Source organism: Pseudoalteromonas simplex, assembly GCF_015278155.1.
GTDB lineage: Bacteria > Pseudomonadota > Gammaproteobacteria > Enterobacterales > Alteromonadaceae > Pseudoalteromonas > Pseudoalteromonas simplex.
The window spans coordinates 819,630-839,714 of record NZ_JADILN010000001.1; the positions used below are offsets into that span (position 1 = coordinate 819,630).

The 20,085-nt window shown below is 41.5% G+C and carries 19 protein-coding genes; 16 read left to right on the forward strand and 3 right to left on the reverse strand.

From position 1 onward, the window contains the following. Window position 1 precedes the first annotated feature (1 nt). The 15 genes from IRQ78_RS03540 (at window position 2) to IRQ78_RS03610 (ending at window position 15,665) form a co-directional block, all read left to right on the forward strand. Window positions 2-1,546 (forward strand): HAL/PAL/TAL family ammonia-lyase, encoded by a 1,545-nt coding sequence (locus IRQ78_RS03540; protein ID WP_194441360.1) that lies wholly within the window; start codon window positions 2-4, stop codon window positions 1,544-1,546. Next, a complete protein-coding gene (locus IRQ78_RS03545) occupies window positions 1,539-1,964 on the forward strand; it encodes an acyl-CoA thioesterase (RefSeq protein WP_138616499.1) in 426 nt (141 codons plus the stop codon). The genes IRQ78_RS03540 and IRQ78_RS03545 overlap by 8 nt, the downstream gene beginning before the upstream one ends. Next, window positions 1,964-2,482: an outer membrane lipoprotein carrier protein LolA gene (locus IRQ78_RS03550; RefSeq protein ID WP_138616501.1), complete on the forward strand. Its 519-nt coding sequence runs from the start codon at window positions 1,964-1,966 to the stop codon at window positions 2,480-2,482. The genes IRQ78_RS03545 and IRQ78_RS03550 overlap by 1 nt, the downstream gene beginning before the upstream one ends. Then, entirely contained in the window at window positions 2,479-4,698 is a 2,220-nt protein-coding gene (locus tag IRQ78_RS03555; RefSeq protein ID WP_138616503.1) for an MMPL family transporter, read from the forward strand. Before IRQ78_RS03550 ends, IRQ78_RS03555 begins: the two co-directional genes overlap by 4 nt. Before the next feature lie 3 nt (window positions 4,699-4,701). Continuing rightward, on the forward strand, window positions 4,702-5,943 hold the full coding sequence (locus IRQ78_RS03560; RefSeq protein ID WP_138616505.1) for an NAD(P)/FAD-dependent oxidoreductase: 1,242 nt from the start codon (window positions 4,702-4,704) through the stop codon (window positions 5,941-5,943). After that, window positions 5,931-6,482 carry a DUF3261 domain-containing protein gene (locus IRQ78_RS03565; protein WP_194441361.1) on the forward strand — a complete coding sequence of 184 codons (552 nt, stop codon included), beginning with the start codon at window positions 5,931-5,933 and terminating at the stop codon, window positions 6,480-6,482. Before IRQ78_RS03560 ends, IRQ78_RS03565 begins: the two co-directional genes overlap by 13 nt. A 2-nt stretch (window positions 6,483-6,484) precedes the next feature. Beyond that, window positions 6,485-7,648 carry a beta-ketoacyl-ACP synthase gene (locus IRQ78_RS03570; RefSeq protein WP_194441362.1) on the forward strand — a complete coding sequence of 388 codons (1,164 nt, stop codon included), beginning with the start codon at window positions 6,485-6,487 and terminating at the stop codon, window positions 7,646-7,648. Beyond that, complete coding sequence (locus IRQ78_RS03575) at window positions 7,635-8,090, forward strand: ApeP family dehydratase (protein WP_054554542.1); 456 nt, start codon at window positions 7,635-7,637, stop codon at window positions 8,088-8,090. The genes IRQ78_RS03570 and IRQ78_RS03575 overlap by 14 nt, the downstream gene beginning before the upstream one ends. Then, window positions 8,087-8,812: a 3-oxoacyl-ACP reductase FabG gene (gene fabG, locus IRQ78_RS03580; protein WP_063707666.1), complete on the forward strand. Its 726-nt coding sequence runs from the start codon at window positions 8,087-8,089 to the stop codon at window positions 8,810-8,812. Before IRQ78_RS03575 ends, fabG begins: the two co-directional genes overlap by 4 nt. Next, entirely contained in the window at window positions 8,812-10,038 is a 1,227-nt protein-coding gene (locus IRQ78_RS03585) for a beta-ketoacyl-ACP synthase (RefSeq protein WP_194441363.1), read from the forward strand. The genes fabG and IRQ78_RS03585 overlap by 1 nt, the downstream gene beginning before the upstream one ends. Further along, window positions 10,035-10,865, forward strand: coding sequence for a MipA/OmpV family protein (locus IRQ78_RS03590; RefSeq protein WP_194441364.1), 831 nt, complete (start codon window positions 10,035-10,037; stop codon window positions 10,863-10,865). Before IRQ78_RS03585 ends, IRQ78_RS03590 begins: the two co-directional genes overlap by 4 nt. Beyond that, complete coding sequence (locus tag IRQ78_RS03595) at window positions 10,866-11,297, forward strand: hypothetical protein (RefSeq protein WP_054554538.1); 432 nt, start codon at window positions 10,866-10,868, stop codon at window positions 11,295-11,297. A gap of 67 nt (window positions 11,298-11,364) precedes the next feature. Next, a complete protein-coding gene (locus IRQ78_RS03600) occupies window positions 11,365-12,666 on the forward strand; it encodes a DEAD/DEAH box helicase (RefSeq protein WP_194441365.1) in 1,302 nt (433 codons plus the stop codon). Between the two features lie 220 nt (window positions 12,667-12,886). Further along, window positions 12,887-15,133, forward strand: a complete 2,247-nt coding sequence (locus IRQ78_RS03605; RefSeq protein WP_194441366.1) for a carbohydrate binding family 9 domain-containing protein — start codon at window positions 12,887-12,889, stop codon at window positions 15,131-15,133. A gap of 25 nt (window positions 15,134-15,158) precedes the next feature. Next, window positions 15,159-15,665, forward strand: a complete 507-nt coding sequence (locus IRQ78_RS03610) for an Sbal_3080 family lipoprotein (RefSeq protein WP_138599449.1) — start codon at window positions 15,159-15,161, stop codon at window positions 15,663-15,665. 18 nt (window positions 15,666-15,683) lie between these two features. On the opposite strand, the gene IRQ78_RS03615 is transcribed toward IRQ78_RS03610, so the two are convergent. From IRQ78_RS03615 to IRQ78_RS03625, 3 genes are all read right to left on the reverse strand, one after another. Continuing rightward, entirely contained in the window at window positions 15,684-16,202 is a 519-nt protein-coding gene (locus IRQ78_RS03615; RefSeq protein WP_194441367.1) for a protein tyrosine phosphatase family protein, read from the reverse strand. Between the two features lie 19 nt (window positions 16,203-16,221). Beyond that, window positions 16,222-17,958: an amidohydrolase gene (locus IRQ78_RS03620; RefSeq protein ID WP_187490031.1), complete on the reverse strand. Its 1,737-nt coding sequence runs from the start codon at window positions 17,956-17,958 to the stop codon at window positions 16,222-16,224. Between the two features lie 72 nt (window positions 17,959-18,030). Continuing rightward, a complete protein-coding gene (locus IRQ78_RS03625) occupies window positions 18,031-19,008 on the reverse strand; it encodes a Solitary outer membrane autotransporter beta-barrel domain (RefSeq protein ID WP_166340797.1) in 978 nt (325 codons plus the stop codon). A 296-nt stretch (window positions 19,009-19,304) separates the two neighbouring features. Here IRQ78_RS03625 and IRQ78_RS03630 point away from each other — a divergent pair, with 296 nt between their 5' ends. Next, entirely contained in the window at window positions 19,305-19,979 is a 675-nt protein-coding gene (locus tag IRQ78_RS03630; protein WP_194441368.1) for an outer membrane beta-barrel protein, read from the forward strand. Window positions 19,980-20,085: the final 106 nt, after the last annotated feature.

Consider the following 20,085-nt stretch of genomic DNA (forward strand, 5'->3'; position numbering starts at 1 on the left):
GGTGTCAGAGCACTCGACTACCGTATTTGGCCAACAGCGTTTATCAATCGAAGATATTGTTCATATTGCATTAGAGCAAGGTGCTGTAGCGTTAACATCAGACCGTCAATTTGCGAATAAAATAGACAGCGCCGTGGCCTTTTTAGACAAGTTGCTTGAAGATGATGGCGTGATATATGGCGTAACCACAGGTTATGGCGACTCGGTAACCGTAAAAGTGCCGCTTGATTTAGTTAATGAGTTACCACTGCATCTTACTCGATTTCATGGTTGTGGCCTTGGTGATGTGTTTAATCAAGTCCAAGGGCGTGCTATTTTAGCGAGCCGTTTAAGTTCGCTTTCACAAGGGTATTCTGGCGTTAGCTGGGAGATGTTGAATTTATTACGTGACTTTTTAAATCACAATATCGTACCGGTGATCCCGCAAGAAGGGTCAGTGGGAGCCAGTGGTGATTTAACGCCACTTTCATATGTAGCCGGTGCTATGGTTGGCGAGCGTGATGTGTATTACAAAGGCGAAATTAAAAACAGTCTAGAGGTGATGCAAGAACTTGGTTTAAAGCCATTAAAGCTGCGCCCGAAAGAAGGGCTGGCAGTCATGAATGGCACGGCCGTAATGACAGCTTTGGCATGCCTTGCTTATGATAGAGCAGATTATCTAGCTAAATTAACCAGCCGTATAACAGCCCTTGCAAGCCTTGCACTAAAGGGTAACAGTCATCACTTTGATGATATTTTGTTTTCGGTGAAGCCACATCCAGGGCAACAGCAAGTAGCTGCATGGATCCGTGGAGACTTAAACCATGTAGAACACCCGCGTAATGCTGACCGCTTACAAGATAGGTATTCAATTCGCTGTGCTCCACATGTTATTGGTGTGCTGCAAGATAGTTTGCCGTGGTTTAGGCAAATGATTGAAAATGAACTAAATTCGGCAAATGATAATCCAATTATCGATGGTGAAGGTGAGCACGTATTGCATGGTGGTCACTTCTATGGCGGTCATATTGCAATGGTAATGGATAGCATGAAAACCGCTGTTGCTAATTTAGCTGACTTAGCAGACAGACAAATCGCATCCTTAGTTGATACGCGCTATAACAATGGTTTGCCTTCTAATTTATCGGCGAGTAATGATGAACGTCGCTACATTAACCATGGTTTTAAAGCGGTCCAAATTGGTGCCAGTGCATACACGGCTGAAGCATTAAAACTAACCATGCCAGCAAGTGTGTTTTCTCGTTCAACCGAGTGTCACAATCAAGATAAAGTGAGCATGGGAACCATCGCTGCACGAGATTGTTTGCGTATATTGCAACTTACCGAGCAAGTGGTTGCTAGTACCTTGCTTGCGAGTATTCAAGGTTTGCGTTTACGTATTAATAGTGGCGAGCTTGAGTTTGCTAGTTTAACCCCTGATGTACAAAGTATGTATCAAGACATTAGCGAGTTTTTCCCGCTGCTTGATGAAGACCGTCCTCTAGAGGCTGTTCTTCGCTTTACGGTTGACGCTATTCAAACAAAACGTTGGAGTTTATATGCATAGTCGTGGCTCGTTGCTGAGCACTCATGTTGAGATTGAAATTCCTTTTCATGATTGCGATCCAATGAATGTGGTGTGGCATGGAAATTACCCGCGCTATTTAGAAGTCGCGCGCTGCGAATTACTGCGTTTGTTTGATTATGATTATGTGCAAATGCAAGAATCTGGCTATGCGTGGCCGATTATTGACATGCATATTAAGTACGTCGGCTCAGCATTGTTTACACAAAAAATCCGCGTTGATGCCTACTTAAAAGAATATGAAACACGATTACGTATCGATTACGTAATCACTGATTGCGCTACAGGTAAAAAGTTAACCAAAGCAACGACTATCCAAGTTGCGGTTGATATAGAGAAAAAAGAAATGCAGTTTGTTTCGCCGCCTGTGCTACAAGAAAAACTTCAAAAGGTGATTTAATGCGATTAAGCGTGTTGTTACTGAGTGTGCTCGTTTTTTTTCCTGTGTTTGCATCGAGCGCAGTGACAGAGCAAGGCACATTTAGCCAAGAAAAGCATTTTAAAGGGTTTAGTAAACCTTTTATATCAACAGGTTCGTTTGAACTTGCTGAAGATGGCCTCACTTGGCAGGTTGAATCTCCGGTTAAAAGCACGCTATTAATCAAGCAAGGGCAAGTATATACCCTTAACGCTAAAGGTGAGCCGCAGCTACAAAAAGGCGCTGAGCCTTACGTTAATTTACTGCAAGCGATTTTAAAGCATGATGAAGTGGCACTTGCTGAGCAATTTACGATGACAGATCATGCAGAGCCCGGTTGTCAGACTTTATTGCCTAAAGATGACTTGCTAAAACAGCTATTTAGTCAGTTCGAATTATGTGTAGCAGCAAAGCAAGTGAGCCGTGTGCGTCTTCAAGAAGCAAATGGTAACTTTACGGTATTACGCTTTGCGTATCCTCAAATTGAGCAAAAACAGTGAAAGCATGGGGCCTAACGCTTGCTTGGCTGAGCCTATTAGTTAGCGCCTTAGTGGTTGTTTTTATTCTAAAACAGCCTACGTTGAATAATGATATTTTGGCTTTGTTACCAAAGTCAGAGCCGCGCTTACAGCAAGTCGAAGAACACTTTTTTGCGGCTAATAAACAGCAGTTGAGCTTTTCTTTTCGTGGTGAGAATGCAGTAAAAGCTTATGATGATTTAGAACAGTGGCTTTCTAGCAAACATATTGAGCCTCGTTTTAAGTTACCAGAAATATCCCAGTTGGCAGCATTTTACGGTCAGTACGCCGGGCATTTAGTGTCCGAGGAATATAAGCAAGCGATTGGCGACGCTAATCGCTTTCAACAGTATTACTTTAGTCAGTTGAGTAAAGTCGCTGATCCTTTTGTTTCAAGTACTATCAACCAAGACCCAACACTTGCTACAGCAGGGTTCCTATCTGAGGCAATGGCGCACATGCAGCAATTTGAGCTGCAAGATGGCCGAATTAACATTAACTATCAAGGTGATGAGTATTTAATGTTATTCGTGCAAAGTGCTGACAATGCCTTTTCAATAAATCAATCAATAGCTTTAAGCAATGAGATTGTTGCCTATATCGCTGAGCTTGAAGGCCGCTATCCAGATACACAAATTCGCTATGCCGGTGCTTTATTTCACACCGCAGCAAATGCGCAGCAAGCCAAATTTGAAATGACCTTGTTTGGTTCGGTGAGCTTGCTGGCGCTTATTGTGATGGTGGTCTGGGTGTTCCGCTCGATAAATGCATTGTGGTTGGCCTCTGTAACCGTGATAAGCGCCGCTATTGGCGGCACCATTGCGCTGATCAGTATTTTTAGTCAGGTGCATGTATTAACCATGGTGTTTGCCGTGACACTGATTGGTATTGCCATTGATTATGCATTTCATGGCATGCTTGATTTAACCGAGCAGCTGCAAGGTTTTAGTCAAGGGCTTAAGCTGGCACTGTTGTTGTCGTTACTAACCACCACACTCGGTTACGCGAGTTTGTTTTTCTCACCGGTGCAGTTACTCAGTCAAGTGGGCGTGTTCGTTGTTGCAGGGCTAGTTACAGCTTGGCTTTGCACCCGTATTTTATTGCCTTATTGGCAAGCTGGTTTAACCATTAACACTGTTGCGCATCAGTTAGCAAACAGGTTAAGTGGTTATTTAGAACGATTAACGCATTATCGCGTCTCACTCAGCATGCTGATGCTAGTGTTTCTGAGTGCTTTTGCTTTACTAAAACCCCCTGTGATTAATGATGATGTAAAGCTGTTAAATGCAAGCCCTGCTGATTTAATGCAAAACGAAGCGCTGCATATGTCTTTATTAGGTAAAGATAATGGCCAAATCATGATTTTATTTGCCGATAATGCGCAGCAATTATTAGTAGAACAAGAAGCATTAAAAGCAACTATTCTCGGCCTTAATGGCACTGCTGTAATGCTTAGTGACTTAGTGCCTAGTAAACAATTACAACAGCAAAACTACGAGCAACTGCATTTGGCCCAGCAAGCGATGAGTGTGGTTAGCCAAATGACAGAGACGCCCGTTGAGCTTTCAACATCAATGCTTGATTTAAACGCGGCACTTAATTCACCGTTAGCGCCGTTAATCGCTAACCAAGTGATCTCAAACAATACACTAACCGCAAGCTGGTTTATGGTAACCGGTGTAAATAAATCCGAGCTGATGGATTTAGCCAACGCTTACCCAGATTTAATTGTTTACGATAAAGTCGCGATGATAAGCGAAGGTTTAAGCCATTACTCAAATTCGTTACTGGTGACATTGGCCATTGCGATGACCTTTGCGTTATTACTATTTAGCGTTAAATTTGGTTTTAAAACGGCGTGTAAGCAAACGTTAGTGCTTGTACTAACTACTGCAGCTGTACTGCTACTCTGCAGTGCATTGCAATCTCAGCTGTCGATTTTTAATTTATTAGGCTGTTTATTGATATTAGCGTTGGCAATCGATTACTTGGTGTTTTATCAAGTCAATAATTTAAGCCCTAGCAATGTACTCGCAATTAGTTTGTCAGCGGCATCATCGATGTGGGTATTTGGCATGTTGGCCGTTTCGAAAACGCCGGCCATTTTCAGTTTCGGATTAACGGTATTAGTGGGGCTAATATGTATCTATATATTTGCGCCGCTCAGTATTGCATTACCTAAAAATAAGGAAAAATAATAGGTGAATAATCAAGTTCAACAGGCTGATGTTGTTATTATTGGTGCGGGTCCTTCAGGTGCCGTGGCTGCCAGTTTACTGGTGAAAAAAGGTTGGCATGTGGTGGTGTTAGAGCAGCAAACCTTTCCGCGTTTTTCGATTGGTGAAAGTTTATTACCCCAGTGCATGAGCTTTTTAGCAGAAGCAGGCCTTGAGCAAGCGGTGCAAACACAGGCACTATCGCTTGGTTTTCAGTTTAAAAATGGTGCGGCGTTTCAGCGTCGTGGCAACCACACAACAATCGATTTTACCGAGAAATTTAGCGAAGGCCCTGGCACGACTTTTCAGGTAAAACGCGCTGACTTTGATAAATGCTTAGCCGATGCTGCTATGCAGCAGGGGGCTGAAATACGTTACCAACATAGCGTGTTAGCGTTCAGCAATTGTGAGGATGGCGCTTTACTTGATGTTACGGATGAAAACCAGCAAGGCTATCAAATTAAAGGGCGTTTTGTGCTTGATGCCAGTGGTTTTGGCAGAGTATTACCTCGCTTACTTGATTTAGAGTCAGCATCAAATTTCCCTGTACGTTGGGCTTTTTTCAGCCATTTTAAAGATAATATTAGCGATCCCCTGTTTGACCGCGAAAAAATCTTAATTAATGTTCATCCAGAGCATAAAGATATTTGGTATTGGCTGATCCCATTTAGTGATGGTACGGCAAGCATTGGTGTGGTCGGTAAACCAGAGCAACTTAATGATAAACAACCACTCGCTGGTTTAAATGAATTTATTGAACAAGATAGCTATTTAAGTGAGTTATTAGCCAATCGTGAAGCACTTGGTGAAGCGCGCGCTATCAAAGGCTATTCGGCTAATGTGTCGAGCTTGTATGGTGAGCATTTTGCACTACTTGGTAATGCTGGTGAGTTTTTAGATCCGGTGTTTTCATCTGGGGTGACGATTGCATTAAAATCAGCTTCATTGGTTGCTCCTTTAGTTGATAGCTACTTACGTGGTGAGCAAGTTGATTTCAAAAACGATTACAGTGAACCTTTGCAACAAGGGGTTAATTGCTTTAGAGCCTACGTCAGTGCCTGGTATGATGGCTCATTTCAGGACGTGATTTTTTACAGTGAGCAAAATCAACAAGTGCGTGAGATGATCAGTGCTATTCTTGCGGGTTATGCATGGGATTTACGAAACCCATTTGTAAAACAAAGCAACAAACGCTTAAATACGTTGGTTGAATTATGTCGCGATTAACACGCTCTTTGCTTTTAACCTTGAGCATATTAGTGGCAAGTTGTGCCAGTGAATTTGCAGTAAAAAAGGGTGTTGATTTAGCGCCAAATGCAGGGATTTATTTGCTTGATCCACCGCCATCATTAGTTGCCGATAATTGGCAGCAAGTACTTGAAGTACACCATGGCGATGAGCAGCATACATTACTAGCGCAGCTGAGTTTAAACAGTGAAACGGGTATTAACTTGGCTGTTATGACGGCTCAAGGTATGCCGATATTTCAGTTAGAAAAAGCGCTACTAGGGCCGATTAAAAGCGAAAAAATGCTCCCTATCAACGCGGTTGATCCTCGCTATATTCTTGCTGATATCATGCTAGTACACTGGCCGGTTACTGTGCTTAACTCGCAGCTTTATGGCTTGAACTTGGTTGAACAAGGCTCAACGCGACGCTTATATCAGGGTGAGCAGTTAATTAGTGAAATTCGCTATTTAGACGGTGCAACAGAACTTGTAAACTTTCAGCGAGATTACAAAATTAAATTTCAAAGGGTTAATTGATTATGCCATTTTGGCTTAACGACTTAGGTATTGTTAGTGCATTGGGGGTTGGTCATCAACAAACAATGCAAAGTATCAGCTTGCAACCTAAACAAACACTCACAGAGGTGACGTCGCTTGCATTTGAGCAGCGCCCAACTTTTGTGGGGTTGGTTAATGAACTGCCATTAACCGCATCAATGCGGTTTTATCAGCTAATCGATTTAGCGCTGGCGCAAATTACTGACACATTGACAGGCATAAACATTCCGAGTAGCCGTATTGCTGTGGTTATTGGTACCAGTACTGCTGCAATTCAAGAAGGTGAAAGAGGCCGAATTGCCCATGCAGCGAAGGGAAAGTGGCCAGAGGAATTTGATTATTACGACCAAGCACTCGTTGCACCCGCCAATTATATTGCCAAAAAACTCGCTGCGAAGGGGCCAAGTTACAGCATTTCAACTGCGTGTAGTTCAAGTGCCAAGGCGCTTATTAGTGCGCGTGCCTTACTCAGTGCTGATTTAGCCGATGTGGTAATTTGTGGTGGGGTAGATAGCTTGTGTCAACTCACTATTAATGGCTTTGATTCGTTATCTTCGATCAGCGATGAAATCTGTAAGCCGTTTAGCAGCGACAGAGCTGGTATCAATATTGGTGAAGCCGCAGCATTATTTATTATGAGTAAAGAGCAGCACACAAAACAAAGTATTGCCTTTTTAGGTGGTGGTGAAAGCTCTGACGCTCACCATATTTCAGCACCGATTGCAGACGGTTCTGGTGCAATCGCAGCTATGACGATGGCATTGCAAGACGCGAATTTAACACCTTCAGATATTGACTACATTAATGCCCATGGAACAGCTACACCGCAAAATGATGCGATGGAATCTCTGGCAATCAGTGAGGTATTTGGAAAAAATACTAAAGTGAGCTCTTCTAAACATTTGACCGGCCATACTCTAGGTGCTGCAGGTGCCTTAGAAGCGGGCTTATGTTGGCTCTATTTGGCCTACCCGGAATTTAATCAATTAGTATGTAATCAGGTGATAAAAGACGACTCTTTGGCTGAAATTGGTTTAATAACACAGCCAGAAAAGGCAGTAATTAACACCTGTTTATCAAATTCGTTTGCCTTTGGTGGCAATAATGTCAGTGTAGTACTAGGACATCTAAATGAATCACTATAAAATTGAGCAAGTCGTCCCTCATAGCGAACCAATGATATTGCTCAATCGCCTATCTAGTTACAGCGAAGAGTCAGGTTGCTGTGAAGTGGATATTAGTTCTCAAAGCCCGTTTTATGACGAGAGCTTAAATGGGGTTGCCAGTTATATTGGCTGTGAATATATGGCGCAAACTATCGCAGCTTACGCGGGTGCGCTGGCAAAAGACAAAGGAAATGAAGTACAAATTGGTTTTTTAATTGGCACGCGCAAATATAAAACCTATGCACCGGTATTTAAAAACGAGCAAACGCTTAAAGTCTCGGTGACAAAATTATATCAAGAAGAATCAGGGTTAAGTGTATTTGAGTGTCAAATACACAGCGATGAAACATGCTTAGCAGAAGCAAAAATCAATGTGTTTCAACCACAAGACCCCATGCAGTTTATAAGAGAAAATCAATGACAAAACGTATTTTAGTCACCGGCTCAAGCCGTGGTATTGGCAAAGCAATCGCACTTAGATTAGCTAACGATGGCTTTGATATTGCTGTTCATTGTCGCAGTGGTGTGGCTGAAGCAGAGCAAACCTGTGAAGAAATTAGTGCGCTTGGTCGTCATGCAAGCCTATTGCAATTTGATGTTTGCGATAGAGAACTAGCTAAACAACAAATTGAAGCTGATATTGCTGAGCACGGTGCGTATTATGGGGTGATCTGTAATGCAGGTATCACAAATGATATGGCGTTCCCTGCGATGCAAGGTGATGACTGGGATAAAGTGATCCGCACTGGCCTTGACGGATTTTACAATGTGGTGCATCCAACGGTGATGCCAATGGTGCAAGGTCGTAAAGGTGGCCGTATTGTCACTATGGCGTCAGTGTCGGGGATTGCCGGTAATCGCGGGCAAGTTAACTACAGTGCCGCTAAAGCGGGCATTATTGGTGCGACCAAAGCGCTTTCGCTTGAGCTTGCAAAGCGTAAGATCACCGTTAACTGCGTGGCACCAGGGTTAATCGAAACCGAAATGACAGACGATTTACCGGTTGATGAAATGCTAAAAATGATTCCATTAAAACGTATGGGTTCAGTTAATGAAGTAGCTGGCACTGTGTCGTTCTTGTGTTCCGATGACGCTGCGTATATCACCCGCCAAGTTATTTCTGTGAATGGCGGTATGGTGTAATGAAGCGTGTTGTTGTTACAGGCATGTCTGCCATCACTGCATTAGGTGATACCTGGGGCGAGTTTAAAACCGCTTTGCAAAAAGGTGAAAATGCCGTTCAGTACATGACTGACTGGGATGTGGCGCCAGAACTAAACACTCGACTAGCGGCACCTGTTACTCATTTTACTAAACCAAGTCATTATAAGCGTAAACAAGTTCGCTCAATGGGGCGTGTTGCTATGATGTCGACCCGTACTACAGAGCTTGCTTTAGAAGAAGCTGGGCTATTAGAGCATCCTAGCCTAACCGATGGCTCTACAGGGATTGCTTTTGGCTCGTCAACGGGGTCAACACCACCATTATTGGCTTTTGCAAAAATGATGGAAACCGGCGAAATGACGGGCGTAACGGCCACCAGTTACATCCAGATGATGGCACATACGGCGCCTGTGAATGTGGGTGTCTTTTTTGGTTTAAAAGGTCGCGTGATCACCACCAGCTCTGCCTGTACATCGGGCTCGCAAGGTATTGGTTATGCTTACGAAGCGATTAAGTATGGCCGTCAAAAAGCCATGGTGGCTGGTGGCGCAGAAGAGTTATGCATCACAGAAGCCGCGGTATTTGACACCTTGTACGCGACCAGCACAAAAAATGATGCTGCGAAAAGCACGCCACGACCATTTGATCAAAATCGTGATGGTCTGGTTATTGGTGAAGGTGCAGGCACACTCATTTTAGAAGATTATGAGCATGCCCTTGCCCGTGGAGCGACCATTTATGCGGAGCTAGTTGGTTTTGGTTGTAACTCAGATGGTCAACATGTTACGCAACCTACCGCAGAAACAATGCAAGTGGCTATCGAAATGGCCCTTAATGATGCACAGCTTACTGCCGACCAAATTGGCTATGTGAATGCTCATGGTACGTCAACAGATCGAGGTGATATTGCGGAGTCTCTAGCGACTTTCAATGCCCTTGGCAAGAAACCTATTAGCTCATTAAAGAGTTATTTAGGTCATACCTTAGGTGCGTGTGGCGCCATTGAAGCATGGGCGAGTATCAATATGATGAATGATGGTTGGTTTGCACCTACTATTAATTTAACAGATGTCGATGCTGAGTGTGCTGACCTAGATTATATCAAGGGCAATGGCCGTGAAATGCAAACAGATTACATTATGAGTAATAACTTTGCGTTTGGTGGTATCAATACCTCGTTAATTTTTAAAAAGTGGCAAGCATGATCAAGCGCTGCATCATAAGTATTTTATTTATTCTAACTTTTAATGCTTATGCTGCAGAAGATAGTGGAGAAAAGGGCACTGCAAAAATGGAGTTCGGTGCAGGCCTTTTTTATGCAGATATCCCGCATTATTTAGGTTCAGATGAAAGTGAGCAATACCTATTGCCTGTGCCTTATTTTCGTTATCAAAGTGACACAATGGCCATAGACCGTAATAGTTTCACTGGCTTTTTGTGGCAGCAAGAAAATCTCCATTTAGATTTATCTGCAAGCGTAGGTCTTGCAGTTGATAGTGAAGACAACAAAGCCCGAGAAGGTATGGATGATCTAGATTGGGTGTTTGAATTAGGACCTTCACTTAATTACTACCTAATAGGTGAACCAAACGCTAAACAGCATTTGTATTTAAGCCTGTTTGCACGCAAAGCCATTGCGACAGATTTCTCAGGTATTGATGATATTGGCTGGCGTTATGGGCCAAGTGTGTATTATCGAGTGCCGATCATCGAAAAAGCGGATTCACAATTTTCATTAGCGTTTCGTGGCAATATCAACTTTGCTAGCGATAAATACCTTGATTACTACTATGGAGTGAGTGACTTACATAGCAATGAAACTCGCCAAGCATACTCAAGTCGTTCAGGTTTTTCTGGCGCTGATGTATCAATTGGGGTACATTTTGACACAACACAGTATTGGTTAGGTGGTTTTGTTAAATATCATCACCTTGCTAACAGTCAACAAGATGCAAGCCCACTCGTGAAGCAAGATTATAATGTTTCGGTCGGTTTTGGCGTTGCATGGAAATTTTATAGAAGGAATTTTTAAATGAAGTTATTGACCCTTGCATGTGTTTTAGTAGCTTGTTTGTTTTCAGCAAACAGTTTTGCACGTGATGATTTACAAACACTACCTGTACAAGCATTACTTGAAACCACCAAAGCGAAACAAGCATTGTTAGATATTCCGCTGTATTTTGCTGATCAAAGTCATAACACGATTAAAACAACTTATGGTGAAGTGATCACCAACAAGAAAACCAATGCATTTAATAAAACTGACCGAGAGGCGTGTGAATGGGTAATGCTCAGTGCTTTAAAAGCATTACAAGAGCGTGCTGTTCGTGAAGGCATGAATGCAGTTGTAAATATTCAGTCGTATTACAAGAAGCGTGAGTTTGTTAGCCAAACAGAATATCAATGTGGTGCGGGTACGTTTATCGCTGGTGTGGCATTAAAAGGCACTTTAGTTAAGTTATAACTAACTAAAGTCATTTTTTTTCTGTATAATTTGCGACCCTTGATATGATGGCCGCAGGTTATACAGCATGAATTTTAAATCATTTAGTTTTTCTTCTGAGCTTTTACAGGCATTAGAAGAGCTTAACTTCGAAACGCTTACTCCCGTTCAACGTAGTGCAATTCCTGCAATAAGAAAAGGCAAAGACGTACTTGTTAGTGCGCAAACAGGCACGGGTAAAACCGCTGCATTTGCTTTACCACTTATCCAAAAATTATCAGAATCAGCGGTTAACGAAAATAATGCACCGAGTGCACTAGTGCTTGCACCTACTCGCGAGTTAGCTGAGCAAATTGCTAATAACTTTAAAGCGTTTGCAAAATACACTGAACTCAAAACAGTGTGCTTGTTTGGTGGTATCAATCTAGCGGGTCAAGCTAACGATTTGAAAGCGGGTGTTGACATCGTAGTTGCAACGCCAGGGCGCTTACTTGATCATATTCGTTTAGGTAACATCAGCTTAGCTAATGTTAAGCATTTAGTGCTTGATGAAGCTGACCGTATGCTAGACATGGGCTTTATCAGCGATATGCAAACGGTTATTAATGGCTGTGATGAAGCGCGTCAAATCTTATTGTTCTCTGCCACTTTCCCGGCGGCAATTAAACAATTTGCGAGTAAAGTACTAAAGCAGCCTGAAATCATTCGTGTTGATCAAACAAACAGTACTGCAGAAACAGTGCAACATGTTGTGTATCCTGTAGAAGAGCGCCGTAAGCAAGAGCTTTTATCTGAATTGATAGGAAAGAAAAACTGGCAGCAAGTACTTGTTTTCGTAAACATGAAAGAAACTGCCGATGAGCTTGTAAAGGAGCTTAACCTTGATGGTATTCCAGCAGTTGTTTGTCATGGTGATAAAACCCAAGGTAACCGCCGCCGCGCTTTACGCGAGTTTAAAGAAGGTAAAGTTCGCGTGCTGGTCGCAACCGAAGTAGCTGCCCGAGGTATTGATATTGAAGGGTTACCACGTGTGATCAACATCGACCTACCTTGGCTTGCAGAAGACTACGTACACCGTATCGGCCGTACAGGTCGTGCTGGTAAGCCGGGTCAAGCTATCTCGTTTGTGAGCCGTGAGGAAGAAAACACTTTATTCGATATCGAAAAGCTAATCGGACAGCGCATCAAGCGTGTTGTTTTACCAGGTTATGAAGTAAGCAGCCGTGAAGTACTGATTGATAAAATTGGTAAAAAGCCGTCGCATTTACGCCGTAGCCGTACAAATAAGGCTTCAGGTCAGGCAACGGGTGAAGCGCGTGCGAAGAATCGTTCACGTATCGCAAATGTTCGCAAATCTTTGAAAGGCAATAAATTAAGCCTCAAAAAGTAATAAATTTCGATATTAAACAATAAGAGTTTCTATAAGATAGCCCTATTGCTGTTTAGCGATAGGGCTTTTTTGGCTCTGCTAATCGTACAAATGGAGTATTTTGTTAATTTTTATACAGTTAAATGCAAAATTAGATTAACAAATGTACCTTGATGAATTACAATCGCTTTGAAATCAGTCAAGTAGCGTTTCTAACGCGTTAGTGTCTAAATGGATGTTTATGCAGTACATAAAAAGAATAATAAATAAAATAATCGCCCCTACTTTTTTACTCAGTGTTGCTAGTGTGCCTTTTTCTGCTAATGCATTTGATAAGGCTGAGTTCTCCCTTGCCCATATTAAAGAGTCTATTAGTGTTGATGGTGTGATGGATGAGCCACACTGGCAATACGCCACTAAAGTGCCATTAAAATATCAGAACGAACCAACCGAAAAAGGCATACCGCTCGTGCAAACCGATGCTTACATGTACGAAGATGGCACGTACTTGTATGTGGGTTTTATTGCAAAAGATAATGATCCTTCGCAAATTCGTGCCGCTCTTCGAGATCGCGACACACTTTGGCAAGACGACAATGTTGCCTTGATGATTGATACTTTTAATGATGAACGAACTGGCTATGAGTTTTATGTAAACCCATTGGGTGCGCAAGGTGATATGCGCATGACAGATATTGATGATTGGGTGGAAGACCCATCATGGGATGCTATTTGGGATAGCGCAGGGCAAATAACAGAGGACGGCTATGTTGTTGAAATGCGTATTCCATTCACTGCACTTCGCTTTCCAAAAGACCAGGCCGAATTAACGTGGAGTTTTGCAGTATGGCGAAATTACCCGCGTGATGTGTATTATCAAATGTCGAACGTTGGTTTTGACCGAGATGTAAAATGTAGCTTTTGTCAGTTTGATAAACTCACAGGTTTTGCCAACATGACAGAAAGCCAAAATATTCAGCTTACACCCACTTTAACTGCGCTTCGTCATGATAGCAAAGACACAGTGCCGGGTGATTGGCAAAATGGCGATATTGATACTGAAGCAGGCTTGGACTTACGTTGGGGTGTGACGCAAGATGCGGTTATCAATGCCACTATTAATCCTGACTTTTCGCAAGTCGAGGCAGACTCACTCGAACTTGATGTAAACACCACTTATTCAATTTATTATGCTGAAAAGCGCCCATTCTTTTTAGATGGCGCCTCTTACTTTAATACCAGCCAACTAGAACTTTTATATACGCGAATGATTGCTGAACCTGATGTAGGTTTAAAATTAACAGGTAAAACCGGTGCGCACAGCTATGGTTTTATGTACGCTGATGATCAGAATACCAGTGTTTTACTTCCGACAAATCAAGGGTCGGGCTTTGCTAATCTGGCAGATAAAACGCAAGCAGTAGCGGGGCGTTATCAATTTGATATTGGCCAAAAAGGCACAATTGGTGTGATGAGCACTCACCGTGAAAATGATGATTACCATAATACCGTGTTATCGATTGATGGTAGTTATTGGTTTAACCAATCAGATAGTTTGCAGTATCAAGTTGCAAGCACAGATACCACTAATTCAGAATTTTTAGTTGATTATTATGGCGTTGATAAGAATCAATCCGATCAAGCTTATGCTATTGAATTTACTAGAACTAAGCGTGATTACGAAGTCTACGCTAATTACGAAAATATAGGTAAAGAATACCGCTCTGATTTAGGCTACCAAGCTAAAGTTGATTACGAACAAGTACAATTAGGTGGTGGGCAAACTTGGTATCGTGATGCTGATGATGCAATCACAGAGTACAGCTACAATGTTGAGTGGGATAAAACGTGGGCACAAAATGGCGACTTACTCGAAGAAGAATACGATGGCTTTATTACTTTTAAAGGTAAGATGCAGTCGCAAACAGAAATTGGCTTTATTCATCGTAATGAGTTTTATGCCGGCGAGTTCTTTAATCAAAATATAGGCTATATCTACGGTGGTTTTAGACCTATTCGTGATGTGCGGTTCTTATTGTATGCTCAATATGGCAGCAAAATTGATTACAGTAATGCAGCTTTAGGTACCATGGTTCGTATTGAACCTGAGATGACATGGGATATTAACGATCATTGGCAGGTTCAACTAGAGCACAGTTACAGCTATCTAGATAACGAACAAAATGATCGTGTTTATACTGCAAATTTAACTGATTTACGTGTTTATTATAAATTTAATATGCGCTCAATGCTAAAACTCGTTTTGCAGTTTGAAGATGTCGATCGAAACAACGAAGCTTATCGATTTGATGTCAGTCAAACTAACCGCGATTATGGCAGTCAGCTGGTGTATTCATACAAAATTAACTCTCAGACGCTGTTTTACTTAGGTTATTCAGACAAAGGATATCAAGACGACTCTTTGAAAAGTCTTGAGCGTGACGAGCGTACCTTTTTCACTAAACTAAGCTATGCATGGCAGCTCTAAGTAATTATAAAAAAGGAAAATCATAATGAAATATTTAAAAATGTCAGCTGTTGCTGCTGCGGTAACTATCCTTGCTGGATGTGCGGCGAAACAGGATGTAAGTCGTTTTGAAGCGGAAAAACCAAAAACTGTGTGTATTGCAGAGCATCAAGCAGTTAAAGAAGGTGTTGTAACATCATTGCAAACAGGTTTTGCAAAACATAACGTGCAAACACGCGTGATACCGGCTAACTATGTTATGAAACACCAAGCGTATCAAACAGACATCTCAACTGCTAACACAGACGGTTGTGATGCAATTGCATTTTATGTTGCGAACTGGCATTGGGATTTAGCTCTTTATATGGCCTATGCCAATATCTGGGTCACTAATGTTGACCAATCTAAAACAATTGCGCAAGCAAGCTATCGAACGGGTGGTGGTTTGGATAAATTTATTGATGCAAACGATAAAATTATCGAATTAGTGGATTCAATGTTCCAGCAAGTTGAAGCCAAGAAACAACAAGAGAGTCAGAAAAAAGCAATATAAACTAATATGTTGGTCAGCTTATGGCTGACCAACCTCTTCGTTAACTTTGCTTCTTACCACCCCTTCAAGGCTTTTTAAGCCCCATTGTTTACCAATCTCAACAGCTTCATCAATTGGCTTTTTCAAGGTTACCGCATTGTATAGCGCAACGAGAGCACCGACACGGTTGCTGCTCGCGCAGTGAAGTAAGGTAGTTTGCTGTTGCTGTTTATTGAGTAAGGCCTGAAGTTTCGTAGCGTTTTCAATGGTAATATCAGCTTTAGATTGCACAGGAATATGGTAATAGTTCATACCAAGCTCAGTGACTGACTCTTGCTCAGACCAATTCGTTTCGTTATCACCACGAAGGTTTATGACGTTCTGAACACCAAGTTGTTTTAACTTGGCAAAATCCGTTTGACTTGGCTGCCCAGAAGTTAGCACATTCTCAGACTGCGCCTTAAGATTTAAAATATCCAGTTTTGTAGTAACGGTTTGTGCTGCAAATGCAGAAAAAGACAGCAGCGCAGCACAGGCTAATTGTATGAACTTATTCATGTTACTCCTTAAAGTGTGTTTAATTTTTGCTGTAGACGGTTTCACCACGACTAATGGTTTCTAACACTTGTAAGTTATGTAGCTCTACAGGCTTTATCTTTAGCGGATTCTTATCAAGAATTATCAAGTCTGCTTGCATCCCTTGTTTTAATTGCCCTTTTGAACTTTCTTCAAAATGTTGATACGCAGGCCATGTGGTCATTGCTTGTAGTGCAGTATACACAGAAACACGTTGCTCTGGCCCTAATACTTGATCTGTACGGGTTGTGCGGTTAACAGTTGCATCTAATACACGTAGTGCATCAGGTAGGGCGACTGGTGCATCATGATGGGTGCTAAACATTAATCCTTGTTTGCGAACAGCTTGAGTGGGTGAAATAAAATCGGCACGGGGGTGACCTAGCACTGAATTTACATGCCAGTCGCCCCAATAAAAAGTATGCATTGGGAAGAGCGATGGAAATATGCCTAATTCTTTAAGACGATTTACCTGATCTTGTCGAATTGTTTGACCATGAATGAGTACAGGGCGGCGATCTTTTTTGCCGAGCTTGTTATTGGCACTTTCAACGGCATTTAAAAACTGCTCAATGGCGGCATCACCATTTGCATGCGTCATTACCTGCCAGTCATTGGCAAAGGCCGTTTCAATATACTGATAAGCTTGCTCATTATTAAAAGTAGGGTAGCCTGCATAACCTTGCTCTTGGCCTTCGGGGGCTTTTAAGTATGGCTGAGATAACCAAGCGGTTTTACCTTGCGGTGAGCCATCAAAGTTAAGTTTTACACCCCCAATGCGAAAATGATTTGTGTAGTTTTTACTGTTATAGGCTGAGTCCATAAATCCGCTGCTGGTGGCCATATCGGCATAGGCAACTATATCAATCACGAATTTATCTGCCTTTGATGCTCTTACCATCGAGTCATAAGCTTCTTGGGTAGCACGTCCTTCTTGGGCCGTTGTGTAGCCGTATTTTGTATAGAGTTTTTGCCCTTCTTGCAGCATTAAATCTTGTAAATCAGGATCAACAGATTTCATCAGTTTGAACAGTAATCCAAAGTGCGCGTTTTCTTCGAGCACCCCATTAGGCTCTTGTGAGTTTGTCATGCGACGAATTATCCCGCCGTCAGGATTTTCTGTGTTTTCATCGATGCCAGCCATGGCTAACGCTTTAGTGTTTGCCACACTTAAGTGCCCTGAGGTATGAATGATGATCACAGGCTTTTCGGTGCTAACTCGGTCTAAGTCCATTTTTGTAGGGTATCTATCAAGCTCAGCATCATCGTACCCAAATCCTAAGATAGCGCCGGTTTTTTCAATAAAAGTGGTGTAATCAGGGTTGTTCTGTGCAGCTGTGAGAATATTAACGATTTGTTCAACGCTGTTAGCATCACCATCTGGACTAGGTAATACATTGGCTACCATGGCTTGTAAGCCTACCGCGTACACATGACTGTGGCCATCTACAAAGCCAGGCATTAGGGTCTTGCCTTGTAAATCAATCAGCTTCGTTTTACCAAACTTATGCTCAAGGGCTTTAGTTTTATCACCCACAAAGATAATTTTGTCGCCTTGCGTTGCGATTGCTTGCGCATACTCTGGTTCATCGCCAGTCATTGTAAGAATATCACCACCATAATAAATGGTATCTGCTGCACTCACTTGCAGTGGAAGCGTTTTAGCTGTTTGTTCAGAGGTTTTATCGCAAGCCGTTAAGGCAAGCAATGAACATGCAATTGCGAGGTGATGTTTCATATAATCTTCCTTGAATTCTAAGTATTTCTAATAATATAGTCTGTTTGCTCAGTTTGTGTTTTTATATTGGACTTAAATTTCATTAAAGTACAAGACAATAGCAGCGCCATCTAGGCTACTGCCATTATGAATGTTGATACCAATACCAAAGTTATCGAACCATGACGTCCATTTTCTGCTATCCCATAAAAAGCCAATACCGTATTCATAAAAGTGATCGGTCCCAAATGCTACCCGACTATCGCCGCCTAAATCGATACGTTGGCCTTTGATGTAAAAAGCTTGCTCAAAAACCCCGATTTTGAACATGTTAAATTTAGCTTTAATACCATTGAGTGTGCGCCATGTTTCTGGCGCCGCATTATTTATTCCATCAGGGTGAGAGAGCGCCCAGCCATAGTAATAATTAAAGTTAAGTTTGTACTCGTAATAGCCCCAATGCCTAGGTAAGCGATAGATCATGGTCGCATTAGGGTTTAACACCAGTGCATTACTATTGAGGTTGGTGTAAAGATTTTCAGCTAAAGGCTTAAAATTACGTCTAGACTCGGGAGAGTTGTACTCATAATCATTGTTGTAATGTAAGTAGTGAGTATTAAAACCAAATTGATATGACCATTTAGAGCCAAGTGCTTTTTCGGCATTAAAACCGATCATCCCGTTATACACTGTTTCTGAAATATAGTCGTCAGCCACATTATCAAAAAGCGAAATGAAATCTGATTGATTTAAATAGCTTACTTTGCTGGTCAGGCTTAGTTTGTGTTGATAAACAGGCTCATCAAGCTGCCAAGTGTAAGGAATACTGTAGAGTTTGAGTTCTTTTCTAAGCGCAATACTGTCTTCATCTTTGTTGGCATGTTGCGAGTCAAACAGTGTTTGTGGATCAAAATCACCAAAACCCAAGGTAATACTATCACCATCGGTTAAAACCAACGACGTGGCAAAGGCCGATTCGAGCTGCTTAGTCGGGTTTGCAAAAACCGCTGAGCAGATACAGAAAATAATAGGGGTATAAAAAATAAATTTAAATCTATAGCTATTTTTCATTAATAAAGCGGGAATCATTATTTTATGAATAATAATAGCCCATTTAGTTCAAACTATGACTAGTTATTTAGAATTGATTTTTTGTCAATTATTCAAAATCACCAAATAACTAATAACAATGTCTGTCGGAAATTTCATAAGCTCATAAATTTAGGAAGATTCTGATTCGGATCACTCATCTTTTCATCTAATGTAAAACATAAATGCAGAGTTGATATTCTGACTTTTAAATCTACATATTATTGTATTTAAATCAATTCTGTGCCCGTTTAATTAGATTAAGAGAGTGCTTTATTTTGAACCATAAATACTTTTTAACTAAAAGTTCTAGTTGTTTTTCATGGGCTTTTATACTGATTCTTTTTTCTGGTGGCTCACTATTCAGTACAGATGGGCAAGCTAAAGAAAATAATTGGTATTTGTATGGCCAAATAGGCCACGCTTCGACAGATTTTAAGGCAGACGCTGTTAAAAATGAGCTTGTTGCACAGAGTGTCAATTATGAAAACTTATCAGTGAAAGATGCTGACGTAGGTTATCAACTAGGATTTGGATATCAGCTAGATTCTATATTTTCAGTCCAACTGGGTTATTTAGATTTTGGCGATAGAAATTTTCGTTTAACAGGAGAGGTGACTGATTTAGACAATTTTCATGATGTAATGCAAGCAACTTACCCTGAATCTGCAAAAGGGCCACACCTAGTTGTTTTAGCATCATGGCCTCTAACAAATGACCTATCACTAACAGGTAAACTTGGGTACCTTGATTGGCAACAAAATTACCAATATCAAATCAATACATCAGATGTTTTTAAAGCGAAACGCAGCGGCAATAGTGTGACTTTTGGCGGTGAAATCAGCTATTCAATATTTGAAAATACCCTACTTTTCTTAAGTTACGACCAAGCTAGGTTAGATGATTACTCAACGTCAATGTTTTCAATTGGCGCTAAGTATCAGTTTAACTAATCAACTCCAAATGTATGCAGGGGGCGTACATTTTTAATTATCTCAAGGAATAGCTGAGTCTACTTACTAAACCACTCATCGTGAATTAGCAAACAGCTTGAAGTTT

Coding starts and splice junctions, on each gene's coding strand:
- IRQ78_RS03545 (WP_138616499.1), top strand. CDS start 1,539: ATGCATAGTCGTGGCTCGTTGCTGAGCACTCATGTTGAGATTGAAATT.
- IRQ78_RS03550 (WP_138616501.1), top strand. CDS start 1,964: ATGCGATTAAGCGTGTTGTTACTGAGTGTGCTCGTTTTTTTTCCTGTG.
- IRQ78_RS03565 (WP_194441361.1), top strand. CDS start 5,931: ATGTCGCGATTAACACGCTCTTTGCTTTTAACCTTGAGCATATTAGTG.
- IRQ78_RS03570 (WP_194441362.1), top strand. CDS start 6,485: ATGCCATTTTGGCTTAACGACTTAGGTATTGTTAGTGCATTGGGGGTT.
- IRQ78_RS03575 (WP_054554542.1), top strand. CDS start 7,635: ATGAATCACTATAAAATTGAGCAAGTCGTCCCTCATAGCGAACCAATG.
- fabG (WP_063707666.1), top strand. CDS start 8,087: ATGACAAAACGTATTTTAGTCACCGGCTCAAGCCGTGGTATTGGCAAA.
- IRQ78_RS03585 (WP_194441363.1), top strand. CDS start 8,812: ATGAAGCGTGTTGTTGTTACAGGCATGTCTGCCATCACTGCATTAGGT.
- IRQ78_RS03590 (WP_194441364.1), top strand. CDS start 10,035: ATGATCAAGCGCTGCATCATAAGTATTTTATTTATTCTAACTTTTAAT.
- IRQ78_RS03595 (WP_054554538.1), top strand. CDS start 10,866: ATGAAGTTATTGACCCTTGCATGTGTTTTAGTAGCTTGTTTGTTTTCA.
- IRQ78_RS03600 (WP_194441365.1), top strand. CDS start 11,365: ATGAATTTTAAATCATTTAGTTTTTCTTCTGAGCTTTTACAGGCATTA.
- IRQ78_RS03605 (WP_194441366.1), top strand. CDS start 12,887: ATGCAGTACATAAAAAGAATAATAAATAAAATAATCGCCCCTACTTTT.
- IRQ78_RS03610 (WP_138599449.1), top strand. CDS start 15,159: ATGAAATATTTAAAAATGTCAGCTGTTGCTGCTGCGGTAACTATCCTT.
- IRQ78_RS03615 (WP_194441367.1), bottom strand. CDS start 16,202: ATGAATAAGTTCATACAATTAGCCTGTGCTGCGCTGCTGTCTTTTTCT.
- IRQ78_RS03620 (WP_187490031.1), bottom strand. CDS start 17,958: ATGAAACATCACCTCGCAATTGCATGTTCATTGCTTGCCTTAACGGCT.
- IRQ78_RS03625 (WP_166340797.1), bottom strand. CDS start 19,008: ATGAAAAATAGCTATAGATTTAAATTTATTTTTTATACCCCTATTATT.